Raw genomic sequence first — 12,756 nt, forward strand, 5'->3', positions numbered from 1 at the left:
CGGTGGAGATGTCGCAATCCACACCGAACCCGGAGGCCCTCACCCATTTCAAGAACCCAGCACGCGTGTCACCAACGTCCCGGGACAACACACCTAGAGCGGGACGCCCGCCTCCAGGTACAGGGGGCAGCCGCGTTCGCGGGCGCGCAGGGCCCAGCGCAGGCGTTCGTAGCGGTGGTGCGGGAGGAGGGTGGCGGCCTCGGCCTCCGTGACGAACCGCCAGGCGCGCAGTTCGGGGCCGGGGAGGCGGAGCCGGGCCGCGGCCGCCTCGGGGAGGAGGCCGCCGTCGAAGAGCAGGCGCAGTCCCCCGTAGCCGGGCGGCTGGGGCGCTTCCCAGTCGACGACCAGCAGTCCGGGCGTCCGGTCCAGTACGAGGCCCAGTTCCTCGGCCACTTCGCGGACGCCCGCACGCGCCGGGGCCTCGCCCGCTTCGACGACCCCGCCCGGGAACTCCCAGTCCGGCTTGTACGTCGGGTCCACCAGCAGGACCCGGTCCTGCTCGTCGAAGAGCAGCACCCCGGCCGCCACGGTCTCGCGCGTCGGTTCGGGCGTCTGCACGATGTCGCAGACCCCGGCGGTCTCGGTGCGGACGGCTTCGGCGATCCGCTCCGCCGTCTCGCGGGGGGTGAGGGTGCTGGTGTCGACGACGTGCGCGTCCGCGGTGAGCCAGCCGAGCGCCTGCTGGTAGGCGGGGATGTGGTCGTAGGCCCATTGCCGGACGCGGAGGTCCACGTCCTGCGGGGCTCCCGGTTCCGTACGGGTCGCGATCCGCTGGCGCAGGATCGTTTCCGCAGGGGCCAGCAGCACGTGCCGCACCGGTATCCGACGGGCCGCCAGAGCGCCGAAGATCTCGTCCCGGTACTCCTGCCTGAGCAAGGTCATCGGTACGACGAGCACCCCGCCCAGTTCGGCGAGCATCGCCGCCGCGGTCTCCACGACCAGGCGCCGCCAGCTCGGCAGGTCCTGGTAGTCGTCCACCTCCGCCAGCCGCTTGCCCGGAAGCAGCACCCGCAGCGCGTCGCCGATGAACTCCGGGTCGAACAGGGTGCTGTCCGGAATGACTCCGACCAGTTCGCGGGCCGTGCTGGTCTTCCCGGCGCTGAATGTGCCGTTGATCCAGACAATCACGTCTACCCCTCTCCCCATGGCTCGTCCGGAGCCCCCAATGGCTTGCCCGCACCACCCTGCCACGGAAACCCAACTATCGGCCGAGTGCTTATCCTCAAGGTCAGAGCCGTGCCCGATACCTCCGGAGGTTTCCCCACCGTGCCCCACAGCCGCCGCCCGTCCGAGCCCCGCTACGGCAACCGGCCGACCATGAAGGACGTGGCGGCCCGGGCCGGCGTGGGCCTGAAGACGGTGTCGCGGGTGGTCAACGGCGAGCCGGGGGTCACCCCCGACACGGAGAAGCGGGTCCAGGAGGCCATCGACGCCCTCGGGTTCCGCCGCAACGACAGTGCGCGCGTGCTGCGCAAGGGCCGTACCGCCACGGTGGGTCTGGTCCTCGAAGACCTCGCCGACCCCTTCTACGGTCCGCTGAACCGGGCGGTCGAGGAGGTCGCGCGGGCGCACGGGGCGCTGCTCATCAACGGTTCCAGCGCCGAGGACCCGGACCGGGAGCGGGAGTTGGCCCTCGCACTGTGCGCCCGCCGGGTGGACGGGCTGATCGTGATCCCGGCGGGGGACGACCACCGGTACCTGGAGCCGGAGATGCGGGCGGGCGTGGCCACGGTGTTCGTGGACCGTCCCGCGGGCCGGATCGATGCGGACGTGGTGCTGTCGGACAGCTTCGGCGGTGCCCGTGACGGGGTCGCCCACCTGATCGCCGGCGGGCACCGCCGGATCGGTTTCATCGGTGACCACCCCCGCATCCACACGGCGACGGAACGGCTGCGCGGCTACCGGGCGGCGATGGCGGACGCGGGCCTGCCGGTGGCCGATTCCTGGGTGTCCCTGGGATCGACGGAGCCCGGGCGGGTCTCGGCGGCGGCCGGGGCGATGCTCTCGGGCCCGGAGGCGGTGACGGCCGTCTTCGCGGGCAACAACCGGGTGACGGTCACGGTGGTGCGGGTGCTGGCCGCCCTGGACCGGCCTGTGGCGCTGGTGGGCTTCGACGACTTCGAGCTGGCGGACCTGCTGCGGCCCGGTGTCACGGTGGTCGCCCAGGACGCGGCGGCGCTGGGCCGGGTGGCGACCGACCGGCTCTTCCAGCGGCTCGCGGGAGCCGATCTGCCGCCGTCGCGCATCGAGCTGCCGACCCGGCTGGTGCCGCGCGGCTCGGGAGAGTTCCCGCCCGCGGCCTGAGCCCGGCCGCCGCCCTCCCCGCTCCGCCCCGCTCCGCCCCGCTCCGCTCCGCTGCGCGTGCTGCGCCAGACGGCCCACCTTCGGGTGCGCGGGCGGCGCCGCGCTCACAGGCTGGATCCCGCCCCTCCGGTGCGCGTCCCACGCACGGCCGGGGACGGCACGGGCCCCCCATCACCCGGGGCCCGCCAGTACGAGAAGGGATCCCCCATGTTCAAGCCGGTGCTCCTCACCGGATCGGCGACGGTCCTGCTGTTCACCGCGTTCGCCCCGCCCGCCGGAGCTGCCGCTCCGGCGCCCGCGCCCTCCGGGCAGATCACGGTGGACGTCGCCACCGTCAACGGATCGGGCTGCCGTCCCGGCAGCGCGGCCGTCGCCGTCGCACCGGACAACACGGCCTTCACGGTGACCTACAGCGAGTACATCGCCCAGGCGGGAGGCGCGGCGCTGCCCGTCGACGCCCGCAAGAACTGCCTGCTCTCCCTGGTCGTCAACGTCCCCCAGGGCTACACGTACGCGGTCAGCAAGGTCGACTACCGGGGCTTCGGCAGCCTCCAGCCGGGAGCCGTCGGTACGCAGAAGGCCAGCTACTACTTCCAGGGCATGAGCCAGACCGCCTACCGGACGCACAAGTTCCAGGGGGCGCTCGACGACAACTGGCAGGCGACCGACGAGACGGGCATCGAGGCCCTGGTCTTCGCGCCCTGCGGGGAGAAGCGGAACTTCAACATCAACACGGAGCTGCGCGCGGAGACGGGCACCTCCGACGCCACGAAGACGAGTTTCATGGCGCTCGACTCCACGGACGGCAGCTTCAACAGCAAGTACCACTTCTCCTGGAAGGAGTGCCCGGCACGCTGACGCGCCTGCCGCAGCTCCTCCGGACGACCGTAGGGCGTACCCCCGCCGCGTGGCGGGGCGTACGCCCTACGGGTGTGGAACGGGGCCGGTTACGACGTGGCCGTCAGCGTGGCCGAGCGGCGCGGGATCGCGAAGGCGTCCAGCTCGGCGCGGGTCAGGCCGGTCAGGGCGGTGACCTCCTCGGTGCCCACCGCGCCGCAGTCCAGGCCGCGGACCAGGTAGCCGGCCAGGGCCTTGGCGGTGGCGGGCTCGTCCATCACGTCGCCCTCGATCTTGGCGACGTAGGCCTTCAGGCGCGCGGCGGCGGCTTCGAGGCCCTCGCGGTAGAAGACGAAGACGGCGGCGTAGCGGGTCGGCAGGTGCGCCGGGTGCATGTCCCAGCCCTGGTAGTAGGCGCGGGCCAGGGCGCGGCGGGTGAGGCCGTAGTGCAGCTTCCAGGCCTCGTGGACCTGCTCGGTGGTGCCGACGGGCTTCACGTTGGTGGAGCCGTCGGAGACGCGTACGCCGGTGCCGGCGGCCGCGACCTGCATGATCGCCTTGGCGTGGTCGGCGGCGGGGTGGTCGCTCGACTGGTAGGCGGCCGAGACGCCGACGCAGGCGCTGTAGTCGAAGGTGCCGTAGTGCAGGCCGGTGGCGCGGCCCTTCGAGGCCTCGATCATGCGGGCGACGGTGGCGGTGCCGTCGGAGGCGACGATGGACTGGCTGGTCTCGATCTGGATCTCGAAGCCGATCCGGCCGGGACGCAGGCCGCGGGCCGACTCGAAGGCCTCCAGCAGCTTGACGAAGGCGCTGACCTGCTCGGCGTAGGTGACCTTGGGCAGGGTGAGGACGAGGCCCTCGGGGAGTCCGCCGTTGGCCAGCAGGCCGGAGAGGAAGATGTCCGTGGTGCGGATGCCGCGGTCGCGGACGTTGGACTCCATGCACTTCATGCGGATGCCCATGTACGGGGCGTTCGTGCCGTTGGAGAAGGCCTCGGAGACGAGACGGGCGGCGCGGGCCGCGGCCTGGTCCTCCTCCTCGTCGGAGCGGACGCCGAAGCCGTCCTCGAAGTCGACGCGGAGGTCCTCGATGGGCTCGTTGAGCAGCTTGGCGCGTACCCGGTCGTAGACCGGTACGGCGAGTTCGTCGGAGATGCCGAGCACCTTGGCGAAGGTGGCGGCGTCCGGGGCGTGCTCGTCGAGGGCCGCGAGGGCCTGGTCGCCCCAGGAGCGGATGGTGTCGGCCGCGAAGACGTCACCGGGCACGTAGACCGTGTGGATGGGCTGGCGGGTGCCGGGGTCGCCCGGGTAGTGGCGCGCGAGTTCCGCGTCCACCGGCGCCAGGGAGGCACTGATGCCCTCGCTGACCGCGCCTGCGAGGCTCGTCGCCACCTTCTCCTGCTGACCCATCGTGCACTCTCCTCTTTTCCGCTTCACGGAAGCTTAGATCCGCATTGCAGAATTTAGTCACGGGGGTTCCGCTCAGTCAATGGTCCCTCCGCCATCGTGGGCAAACGACTCGGGGCCGCGTGGTGAGAATCACCACACGGCCCCGGAGGCACAGATGCGCAGGTCAGACCAATCCGGTGGATCCGCGGGGATCCACCGGACGGCGGAGACTAGCCCTTGCGGGCCTTGATCTCCTCGGTCAGCTGCGGGACGACCGCGAAGAGGTCGCCGACCACGCCGTAGTCGACCAGGTCGAAGATCGGGGCCTCGGCGTCCTTGTTGACGGCCACGATGGTCTTCGAGGTCTGCATGCCGGCCCGGTGCTGGATGGCGCCCGAGATGCCCGAGGCGATGTACAGCTGCGGGGAGACCGACTTGCCGGTCTGGCCGACCTGGTTGGAGTGCGGGTACCAGCCGGCGTCGACGGCGGCGCGCGAGGCACCGACGGCCGCACCGAGGGAGTCCGCGAGGTCCTCGATGATGTGGAAGTTCTCGGCGCCGTTCACGCCGCGGCCGCCGGAGACCACGATCGCGGCCTCGGTCAGCTCGGGACGGCCGGTCGACTCGCGCGGGGTGCGGGAGACGACCTTGGTGCCGGTGGCCAGGGCGCCGAAGGTGACGGCGAGGGCCTCGACCGCACCCGCGGCCGGAGCGGCCTCGACCGGGGCCGAGTTCGGCTTGACGGTGATGACCGGGGTGCCCTTGGAGACACGGGACTTGGTGGTGAACGACGCGGCGAAGGCGGCCTGCGTCGCGACCGGGCCCTCGTCACCGGCCTCCAGGTCGGTGGCGTCGGTGATGATGCCGGAGCCGATGCGCAGCGCCAGGCGGGCGGCGATCTCCTTGCCCTCGGCGGAGGAGGGGACGAGCACGGCGGCCGGCGACACGATGTCGTACGCGGCCTGGAGCGCGTCCACCTTCGGTACGACGAGGTACTCGGTGAACTCGGGGGCGTCGGCGGTCAGGACCTTGACCGCACCGTGCTCGGCGAGCACGGCCGCGGTGTCGGCCGCACCGGCGCCCAGGGCGACGGCGACGGGCTCGCCGATGCGGCGGGCCAGCGTCAGCAGCTCGAGGGTGGGCTTGCGGACGGCGCCGTCCACGTGGTCGACGTAGACGAGAACTTCAGCCATGGGACTGCTCTCCTGCGATTGCGAAGTGTCTGGGGGCTATGGAGGATCGGCGGAAGTTCTTAGATGAACTTCTGGCCGGCCAGGAACTCGGCCAGCTGCTTGCCGCCCTCGCCCTCGTCCTTGACGATCGTGCCGGCGGTGCGGGCCGGGCGCTGCGCCGCGGAGTCGACCGCGGTCCAGGAGCCTTCCAGGCCGACCTCGTCGGACTCGATCTCCAGCTCCTCCAGGTCCCAGGACTGAACCGGCTTCTTCTTGGCGGCCATGATGCCCTTGAAGGACGGGTAGCGGGCCTCGCCCGACTGGTCCGTCACCGAGACGAGCGCGGGGAGGGAGGCCTCGAGCTGCTCGCTCGCGGTGTCGCCGTCGCGGCGGCCGGTGACGGTCCCGTCCTCGACCTTGACCTCGGAGAGCAGGGTGACCTGCGGGACGCCCAGGCGCTCGGCCAGGATCGCCGGGAGCACGCCCATGGTGCCGTCGGTCGACGCCATGCCCGTGATGACCAGGTCGTAGCCGGCCTTCTCGATGGCCTTGGCGAGCACCAGCGAGGTGCCCATGACGTCGGTGCCGTGCAGGTCGTCGTCCTCGACGTGGATGGCCTTGTCGGCGCCCATCGAAAGCGCCTTGCGCAGCGCGTCCTTGGCGTCCTCGGGGCCGACCGTCAGGACGGTGATCTCGGCGTCATCGGCCTCTTCGGCGATCTGCAGCGCCTGCTCGACGGCGTACTCGTCGAGCTCCGACAGCAGACCGTCGACGTCGTCGCGGTTGACGGTCAAGTCCTCGGTGAACTGCCGGTCGCCGGTGGCGTCGGGCACGTACTTCACACAGACAACGATCCTCAGGCTCACGCCGGCTCTCCTACCGCATCGTCATTTCTGGTACCGCCTTGTGAAGGCAGCATAGGCGCCATGTTGGGCGGATCCCGGTCGGGGCGGCCCGCGCTCCGATGGGAATGTTACTCGTCAGTACACATTGGGTCCCACCCAGGTGCAAGGCCGCTCAACTGTGACCTTGCCAACGCCGGACGGACCCGCTCCAGCAGGCACGATTCAGTCGCGCAAGGCGTTGAAGCGGCCTTGGTGGTACAGCAGCGGACGGCCCGCCCCGGAGGGATCCCCCGCGACGACCTCCCCAATGATCACCCGGTGCTCGCCCGCGGGCACCCGCGTCACCACGCGGCACACCAGCCACGCCAGTACGCCGTCCAGGACCGGGACCCCGTACGGGCCTGCCGTCCAGCCCGTCGCCTCGCCGAAGCGGTCCGCTCCGCTACGGGCGAACAGACCCGCCAGCTCCTGCTGGTGCTCACCGAGTATGTGCACGCCTATGTACGCGGAATCCCGGATCGCGGGCCAGCTCGATGCGCCGGTACCGATGGTGAAGGACAGCAGGGGAGGGTCGGCCGAGACCGAATTGAGGGAGGTCGCGGTGAAGCCCACGGGCCGCCCCTGCTCCTGGGCCGTGATCACCGCGACCCCGGCGGCATGCCGGCGGAACACGGAACGCAGGAGTTCGGGCGAGCCGGGCTGACCGGCACTGGGCGGGGAGAACTGGGCGGTCGGGGCCGTCATGAGGGTCTTCCTTCTGCCACGGGGGACACGGGCGCCTGCGGGGGTGGGATCGGAGTCGTTCAGCGACCCGGACAGCGCGCGCTCGCGTGCCGGACGAGGTCCACGTGGACCCGTCCGTAGAGCAGGAGTTCATACCGCATGCCGCCAGCCTGGCGATTTCCCGTGTACACAGTCAAGCGAGAAGCGACAGATGTCGGGTGCGTCACGCTGCGTGCGGGGGTGCGCACGGGCGTGCGCGACCCCGTACGAGTGGTCGCTCCGGTCACACTGCCGCGCCCAGGGCGGCGATCACGTCCGCCTTGCGCGGCATGCCGGCGGCCCGGCGCACGATCCGGCCCTCGGCGTCCAGGACGAGCACCGTCGGGGTCTTCTCGATCCCGAGGGCCCGGACGAGTCCGAGGCTCTCCTCGGCGTCGATCTCGATGTGCGCGACCCCCTCCACCATCGCGGCGACCTCGGCGAGGATCCGCCGCGTGGCCCGGCAGGGCTGGCAGAAGGCGCTGGAGAACTGCACCAGACTGGCCCGCTCGCCCGGCTCCGCGCCCAGCTCGGCGGCGCCCAGCCGGATCCGCCCGTCGCCTCGCCCCGGCACCCGCACTCCCGTCTCAGCCGTCATCCGGTCCCTCTCCCCCGTACTGGTCAGGTGCCCCGCCGTCGCCCGGGGGCACCTCTGTTCGCAGCGCGGCGTGGTTGCCCCGCATTCCCTGCGTGACGAGAATCTCCCTGGGCGCGGGCGTCTGGGCTGGCCAGCAGCCCGCGTATGGGGCACGATCCCCATGGTCGCGTACCTACGCTGCCGTAACTTCCGGCCGGGAGCACCTCCCCAGGCAGAAAGCGGGGTCTCCCCCAGCATGGCTGAGCTCGTCTACCCTCCGGTGATCGGCGCCGCGCACGGTCTTTTCCGCGCGCTCGACATCCGCATCGACATGAAGGGCACCGAGAACATCCCGCTCACCGGCGGTGCTGTCCTGGTGTCGAACCACATCGGTTACCTCGACTTCATCTTCGCCGGACTGACGGCACGGCCGCAGAAGCGGCTGGTGCGGTTCATGGCGAAGGAGTCCGTGTTCCGGCACAAGGTCTCCGGGCCGCTGATGCGCGCGATGAAGCACATCCCGGTGGACCGCAAGCAGGGCGAGACCGCATATCAGCACGCGCTGGACTCGCTGCGCTCCGGTGAGATCATCGGGGTGTTCCCGGAGGCCACGATCTCGCAGTCCTTCACGCTCAAGAGCTTCAAGTCGGGTGCGGCGCGGATGGCCCAGGAGGCCGGCGTCCCGCTGATCCCGGTGGCGCTGTGGGGCACCCAGCGGCTGTGGACCAAGGGCCGTCCGAAGAACCTCAAGCGCAGCCACATCCCCGTGACGATGCGCGTGGGCGAGCCCATGGACGCCCCGTCCGACCAGTACGCGGGCGCCATCACGCGCCGCCTGCGCGAGCGCGTGCAGGAGCTGCTGGACGCGGCGCAGCGGGCCTACCCGGAGAAGCCGCGCGGCGCGGACGACTCGTGGTGGCTGCCGGCCCACCTCGGCGGCACCGCGCCGACGGCGGCGGAGGTGCGTGAGGCGGGCTGACCCGCCCGGTACGACGACGGCCCGTGGCCGCCCTCCCGGGGGCGGCTACGGGCCGTCCTGCCGTCCCGGGGGCCCGGGCCCCGGACGCCGTCAGTGGGGGTTCTGGGCGTGGGTCAGGGTCTCCCAGGCCTCGAAGTGGTTCTCGGTGCCTGCCGGACGCCGTTCCTCGGTGAGCCTGCGGGTGTTCTCCATGGTGACGCCGAGTCGGGTGTTCAGGGCGTTGTAGCCGACCTCGGTGGCCGGGCCGATGCCCCGGGTGAGGTTCCCGCCGCACAGCCAGGACGGCACTGCCTCGCCGAGCTCGTACCGGGCGTGGAAGCCCAGGGCGTGCCGGAAGCGGTCCTTGAACTGCGGGTACAGGTCGCGGCCCTGGATCCGCGAGGTCTCGGCGACGTGCATCGTCGCGGCGATCCCCATGCCGGTGTGCCCGAAGTCCCGGCAGGTCTCCTGGGCGAGTCCGTCCACGAAGGTGCTCTGGCCGTGCCAGTACTCGATCAGCTCGCCGCGGGTGTCGATGCCCGAGCGGGGCGGGTACGCGGGCTGCGGGCCGTCGGAGGCCAGGTAGAAGTAGGCGGGCACCCGGCCTAGGTAGACGGCCATCGCCTTGTCGTAGCTCGCGCGGTCGTCGAGGTGGACGGATATGCCGACCGCGGCGTCCATCATGATCAGTTCCCAGTTGCCGTTGCTGTTCGGCCTCCCGCCGATCACCTCGGGCAGGTACACGTCCCGGAGCATGGTGGCGAACCGCCCCTGGTTCGGCCAGCCTCCGGTGTAGGTGTGCTTGATGATCTCCGCAGCCCGCGGCCAGGTGGAGCCGGCCCAGCCGCTCTGCAGCGGGGCGTTGCTGTTGGTGTGGTCGGTGATCTTCGCCGACCAAGCGTCCATCAGCTCGATGGACTTCCGGGCGTACTTGGCGTCGCGGGTGACCGACCAGGCCAGGGCGTGGGTGTAGGCGGCGATCGCGTCCTCGCGTTCGTCGGTGCAGCCGATGTTCGGGTTGGAGTACGAACCGCACTCGACGACGGCCCGGGGCCCCGGCGTGCGCGTCAGCGAGCCGTACCGGCTGGCGAGCATGGCGTCGAAGGCGCCCTTCCAGGGCTGTTCGCCCGCCTGCACCTTGGTGCGTACGAAGTCCAGCTGGGCGCGGCTGTTCAGGACTCCGGGGTGGGCGAACGCGGCGGGGGCGGCGGCCTGCTGCTGTGGGGGGCGGGCCTGCGCGGAGGGTGCGGGGACGGCCCAGGCGGCGAGGGCCAGGGCGAGGGCGGCAAGCCCGGCGGGGACTCCGTAACGCATGAAGCGCCTTCCGGTCGGAGGTGGGGGACTTCCTGCGGCCGAAGATACTCATGCTCATGACAGATTGACAACGTTATCAGGAAGGAAACTTTCCTGTCCTTCGGGAGCAAGATCGGGACAGAGCGGGTCGTAGCGGTCTCCTCGGCTCCCCCGTTGCCGCTCCCCCGCGGTCACTCCGCGGCGGCCGCCCGCCTACGGCGACGGTGGGCGGCCACCCGGGCCCGCGTGGCGCAGGTGGCGGAGCAGTAACGACGCGCGCTGCCCGGCCCGTTGGCCAGGAAGAGCCGTCCGCACCCCTCGGCGGCGCAGGCTCCCCACGCGATCCGCCCGTGCGCGGTGAGCAACTGGGCCAGCGCGAGGGCTCCGGAGGCCAGGAACCAGTCGCCCCAGCCCGCCCCGTCACCCCGGTCCACGTGCAGGTGCCAGGGGTGGCCGTCGTGCCGCGTCAGCCGGGGGCGGGTGGCGCACTCGGCGAAGAGCGCGTTGAGGGCGTCCGCGGCGCGGTCCTCGTCCGGTTCGGCGAGCAGCTGCGCCATCCGCCGGGCGGCGGCGCGCAGTTGCGCGGCGTCGGCCTCGTCGAAGGCCTCCTCGGCGAGGTCGGCCGGACGCTCCCCGTGCCGGGCCAGCAGGGCCGCGAGCGCGGCGCGCGGCAGGCCGGGGTCCGTGCGCACCGCCTCGGCGAGGTCGATCAGCCGCTGGGGGGCCGAGAAGCCCGGTCCGGGGACCGCCGCCATGCCTGGATCCTTTCGCACTGCATCCACTTCACGTAACGTCTTGTCCGGCTATCACGTTACACAATCGCGGGGGGTCCCGGATGGGCGGGTTCTGGCGGTACCTGGCGGCGGCACTGGCCGCGCGGTTCGCCTCGGAGGGCATGGGCATGGCGGTGGTCCTGCTCGCCCTGGAGCGCACCGGGAGCGCGGCGTACGGCGCGTTCGTGCTGACGGCCTGGCTGGCCCCGCACGTGCTGGCGGCGCCACTGGCGGGGGCGGCCGCGACGCGGGCCCGCCGGCCGCGGCTGTTCTACGCGGGCGCCCTGACCGGGTTCACGGCGGCCGTGGCCGCGCTGTCGCTGCTCCTGGGGCGGGCCCCGGCCTGGGCGGTGATCGCGGTGGCGGTGCTCGGCGGCGCGTGCGGGCCGATCGTCACCGGCGGACTGTCCAGTCTGGTCTCCGGCCTGGTCCCGGCCGGGGCCGCGCGCGACCGCGCGTACGGCTGGGACGCCTCCACCTACAACGCCGCGGCGGTCACGGCGCCGGCGGCGGTCAGCCTGGTCGCGGCGCTGGCCTCGGCCGCACCGGCGATGATGGCGCTGGCGGCCTCCGGCGCTCTCGCGGTGGCCCTGGCCGCCTGCCTGCCGTACGGGGCCCCGGCCGCGGCCCCGCTGCGCGGCTCACCGGAGGCCGGGCTGGGCGCCGGGCTCAAGGCCCTGTGGCGCGTCCGCGAGCTGCGGGCCGTCACCTCGGCCACGACCTTGGCGTTCGTCGGGATCGGCTCGCTGACCACCACCTCGGTGCTGCTGGCCGCCGGGCTCGGCAGTCCGGGCGCCGGGGGCGTCCTGATGACGGCCTTCGCGGTGGGCGCGCTGGCCGGTTCCCTGACACTGGGCCGCATGACGTCCGTGGAGCCGGGCCGTCTCGCGCAGTGGGCCCTGGCCGGGACCGGGGCCGCCCTGGCCGCGGCGGCCCTCGCCCCGCCCTCCGTCGCCGTCGTGGCGGTGCTGTTCGCGGTGGCTGGGGTGTGCGACGGGCCGCTGCTGACGGCCACGCTGCGGATCCGTTCGGAGCACGCCCCGGCCGGTGCGCGCGCCCAGGTGTTCACGCTGGGCGCCGGCCTCAAGCTGACGGCTGCCTCGGCGGGTGCGGCGCTCGTGGGGCTCGCGGCCGATGCGCCCGCACGGGTCCTGCTGGCCGGGATCGCCGTGCTCCAGCTCGCCGCCGCCCTGCTGCACGTCCTGGTGACGGCGCGGGGCGGATCCGTACCCGAGGGGGCTACAGCCCCGTCGGAAGACTGCGCCACAGCTCCTGCCGGTCGGCGGAGCCCTGGAGGGCCTTGAGCGTGGCCGGGTGCGGGGCGGCGTACAGCTCGGGGTAGTCGATCTCGCCGAGCTCCGGGCGCACGGGGAAGGCCAGCCGTTCGCCGTCGAGGCTGAACTGCGCGTCCACTCCGGGCTTGTTGCCCCGCGGGTCCTGACGGGCCCACCGGTCACTGCCGGGCAGCCGGACCGCGACCAGGCCGTGGATGACGGGGTTCGCACCGTCGTCGTCGGCCAGCAGCTGGTAGCACAGGGCCGTCGGTATGCCCTGGGCGCGCAGCAGGGCGGCGAGGGCGTGGGACTTGGCGTAGCAGATGCCGTTGCGGGTGGCGAGCACGTCGGAGGCGCGCCAGGCGACGCGCGGATCCCCGGAATCCGCCGAGTGCGGGACGGTGTCACGGACGAACTCGAAGGCCACCTTCGCGTAGGCGCGGGGCTCGGCGTCGGTGGCCGTCCAGAGGGCGTCGGCGGTTTCGCGGACGAGGGGGTGGCCATGGTCGATCGCCTCGTCGGCCGCCAGGTAGGCGGCGAGGTCGGGCTGCTCCTGGATCAGTTCCATGATCC

The 12,756-nt window shown here is 72.4% G+C and carries 13 protein-coding genes; 4 read left to right on the forward strand and 9 right to left on the reverse strand.

Going from position 1 to position 12,756, the window contains the following annotated elements; translation table 11 throughout:
* Positions 1–93: 93 nt before the first annotated feature.
* On the reverse strand, positions 94–1,128 hold the full coding sequence (locus tag IO30_RS0110665) for an NUDIX hydrolase (protein WP_031141639.1): 1,035 nt from the start codon (positions 1,126–1,128) through the stop codon (positions 94–96).
* Positions 1,129–1,317: 189 nt separating this feature from the next.
* On the opposite strand from IO30_RS0110665, the gene IO30_RS0110670 reads away from it, so the two are divergent.
* Both IO30_RS0110670 and IO30_RS0110675 read left to right on the forward strand, forming a co-directional pair.
* Positions 1,318–2,304 carry a LacI family DNA-binding transcriptional regulator gene (locus IO30_RS0110670; RefSeq protein ID WP_051859092.1) on the forward strand — a complete coding sequence of 329 codons (987 nt, stop codon included), beginning with the start codon at positions 1,318–1,320 and terminating at the stop codon, positions 2,302–2,304.
* A 207-nt stretch (positions 2,305–2,511) separates the two neighbouring features.
* Positions 2,512–3,162 (forward strand): DUF4360 domain-containing protein, encoded by a 651-nt coding sequence (locus tag IO30_RS0110675; RefSeq protein ID WP_031141643.1) that lies wholly within the window; start codon positions 2,512–2,514, stop codon positions 3,160–3,162.
* 89 nt (positions 3,163–3,251) lie between these two features.
* Here IO30_RS0110675 and IO30_RS0110680 read toward each other — a convergent pair whose 3' ends face one another.
* The 5 genes from IO30_RS0110680 to IO30_RS0110700 form a co-directional block, all read right to left on the reverse strand.
* Positions 3,252–4,550, reverse strand: a complete 1,299-nt coding sequence (locus IO30_RS0110680) for a DUF6986 family protein (RefSeq protein WP_031141645.1) — start codon at positions 4,548–4,550, stop codon at positions 3,252–3,254.
* 209 nt (positions 4,551–4,759) lie between these two features.
* The gene (locus tag IO30_RS0110685; RefSeq protein WP_031141647.1) at positions 4,760–5,722 is read right to left on the reverse strand and encodes an electron transfer flavoprotein subunit alpha/FixB family protein; all 963 of its coding nucleotides are present in this window, start codon (positions 5,720–5,722) and stop codon (positions 4,760–4,762) included.
* Positions 5,723–5,781: 59 nt separating this feature from the next.
* Positions 5,782–6,567, reverse strand: a complete 786-nt coding sequence (locus IO30_RS0110690) for an electron transfer flavoprotein subunit beta/FixA family protein (RefSeq protein ID WP_031141649.1) — start codon at positions 6,565–6,567, stop codon at positions 5,782–5,784.
* 201 nt (positions 6,568–6,768) lie between these two features.
* Positions 6,769–7,290, reverse strand: a complete 522-nt coding sequence (locus tag IO30_RS0110695) for a flavin reductase family protein (RefSeq protein WP_031141651.1) — start codon at positions 7,288–7,290, stop codon at positions 6,769–6,771.
* Positions 7,291–7,552: 262 nt separating this feature from the next.
* Positions 7,553–7,906, reverse strand: a complete 354-nt coding sequence (locus IO30_RS0110700; protein WP_051902111.1) for a TlpA family protein disulfide reductase — start codon at positions 7,904–7,906, stop codon at positions 7,553–7,555.
* Positions 7,907–8,141: 235 nt separating this feature from the next.
* Between IO30_RS0110700 and IO30_RS0110705 the strand changes: the two genes are divergently transcribed.
* Positions 8,142–8,864 (forward strand): lysophospholipid acyltransferase family protein, encoded by a 723-nt coding sequence (locus IO30_RS0110705; protein WP_031141656.1) that lies wholly within the window; start codon positions 8,142–8,144, stop codon positions 8,862–8,864.
* Between the two features lie 90 nt (positions 8,865–8,954).
* Here IO30_RS0110705 and IO30_RS0110710 read toward each other — a convergent pair whose 3' ends face one another.
* Both IO30_RS0110710 and IO30_RS0110715 read right to left on the reverse strand, forming a co-directional pair.
* Complete coding sequence (locus IO30_RS0110710) at positions 8,955–10,157, reverse strand: alginate lyase family protein (protein WP_031141658.1); 1,203 nt, start codon at positions 10,155–10,157, stop codon at positions 8,955–8,957.
* A 170-nt stretch (positions 10,158–10,327) separates the two neighbouring features.
* Positions 10,328–10,891, reverse strand: coding sequence for a CGNR zinc finger domain-containing protein (locus IO30_RS0110715; protein WP_031141659.1), 564 nt, complete (start codon positions 10,889–10,891; stop codon positions 10,328–10,330).
* Between the two features lie 80 nt (positions 10,892–10,971).
* On the opposite strand from IO30_RS0110715, the gene IO30_RS0110720 reads away from it, so the two are divergent.
* The gene (locus IO30_RS0110720) at positions 10,972–12,213 is read left to right on the forward strand and encodes an MFS transporter (protein ID WP_037893693.1); all 1,242 of its coding nucleotides are present in this window, start codon (positions 10,972–10,974) and stop codon (positions 12,211–12,213) included.
* On the opposite strand, the gene IO30_RS0110725 is transcribed toward IO30_RS0110720, so the two are convergent.
* Positions 12,149–12,751: a transglutaminase-like domain-containing protein gene (locus tag IO30_RS0110725; RefSeq protein ID WP_031141663.1), complete on the reverse strand. Its 603-nt coding sequence runs from the start codon at positions 12,749–12,751 to the stop codon at positions 12,149–12,151. The two genes, IO30_RS0110720 and IO30_RS0110725, sit on opposite strands and share 65 nt — an antisense overlap.
* Between the last annotated feature and the right edge of the window lie 5 nt (positions 12,752–12,756).

This window comes from Streptomyces xanthophaeus (assembly GCF_000725805.1).
GTDB lineage: Bacteria > Actinomycetota > Actinomycetes > Streptomycetales > Streptomycetaceae > Streptomyces > Streptomyces xanthophaeus.

Excerpts from the sequence above, each read along its gene's own strand:
- IO30_RS0110670 (WP_051859092.1), top strand. The coding sequence starts at position 1,318 with ATGAAGGACGTGGCGGCCCGGGCCGGCGTGGGCCTGAAGACGGTGTCG.
- IO30_RS0110675 (WP_031141643.1), top strand. The coding sequence starts at position 2,512 with ATGTTCAAGCCGGTGCTCCTCACCGGATCGGCGACGGTCCTGCTGTTC.
- IO30_RS0110680 (WP_031141645.1), bottom strand. The coding sequence starts at position 4,550 with ATGGGTCAGCAGGAGAAGGTGGCGACGAGCCTCGCAGGCGCGGTCAGC.
- IO30_RS0110685 (WP_031141647.1), bottom strand. The coding sequence starts at position 5,722 with ATGGCTGAAGTTCTCGTCTACGTCGACCACGTGGACGGCGCCGTCCGC.
- IO30_RS0110695 (WP_031141651.1), bottom strand. The coding sequence starts at position 7,290 with ATGACGGCCCCGACCGCCCAGTTCTCCCCGCCCAGTGCCGGTCAGCCC.
- IO30_RS0110700 (WP_051902111.1), bottom strand. The coding sequence starts at position 7,906 with ATGACGGCTGAGACGGGAGTGCGGGTGCCGGGGCGAGGCGACGGGCGG.
- IO30_RS0110705 (WP_031141656.1), top strand. The coding sequence starts at position 8,142 with ATGGCTGAGCTCGTCTACCCTCCGGTGATCGGCGCCGCGCACGGTCTT.
- IO30_RS0110710 (WP_031141658.1), bottom strand. The coding sequence starts at position 10,157 with ATGCGTTACGGAGTCCCCGCCGGGCTTGCCGCCCTCGCCCTGGCCCTC.
- IO30_RS0110715 (WP_031141659.1), bottom strand. The coding sequence starts at position 10,891 with ATGGCGGCGGTCCCCGGACCGGGCTTCTCGGCCCCCCAGCGGCTGATC.
- IO30_RS0110720 (WP_037893693.1), top strand. The coding sequence starts at position 10,972 with ATGGGCGGGTTCTGGCGGTACCTGGCGGCGGCACTGGCCGCGCGGTTC.
- IO30_RS0110725 (WP_031141663.1), bottom strand. The coding sequence starts at position 12,751 with ATGGAACTGATCCAGGAGCAGCCCGACCTCGCCGCCTACCTGGCGGCC.